Origin of the sequence: Bacillus cereus group sp. BceL220 (assembly GCF_051776965.1) — a bacterium.
Classification (GTDB): Bacteria; Bacillota; Bacilli; order Bacillales; family Bacillaceae_G; genus Bacillus_A; species Bacillus_A cereus.
In genome coordinates, this window is sequence record NZ_JBPWBC010000062.1 from 1 (window position 1) to 388 (window position 388).

Here is a 388-nt window from a genome sequence, read left to right on the forward strand (position 1 = left end):
TTACTTATCATGTTAATTGCTTCTTCTTCAGATTGTTTAAAACAAGTTGTAATTTCAGGTGAATGGTACTCTTTATATTCTTGAAAGAGTGTAGAAACAAATGGATCTTGATGATATTCTAGGCTGATATAATGAAGAATTTTTTGTATTCGAAGTAAAACATCTTTTTCTTCTTTATATAAATTAAATAATTGTGAGCGCTTAAGCTGAATATGACGCATATAGCAGTCGCATAATATTTCAGTTTTATCTGTATAGTAATAATAAATAGTACCTTTACCAACTTTAGCTGTCTTTGCAATTTCATCAACCGTTGTGTTACGGACACCACGCGTAGAGAACAGTATTGTGGCAGATTGAATGATTTTCATTTTTTTATTTTCTTTTT

The 388-nt window shown here is 29.4% G+C and carries 1 protein-coding gene; it reads right to left on the minus strand.

Going from position 1 to position 388, the window contains the following annotated elements; all coding sequences use genetic code 11:
- On the minus strand, positions 1-388 hold a 388-nt coding region (locus ACS2FK_RS30535), incomplete at both ends, for a TetR/AcrR family transcriptional regulator (protein ID WP_438899981.1).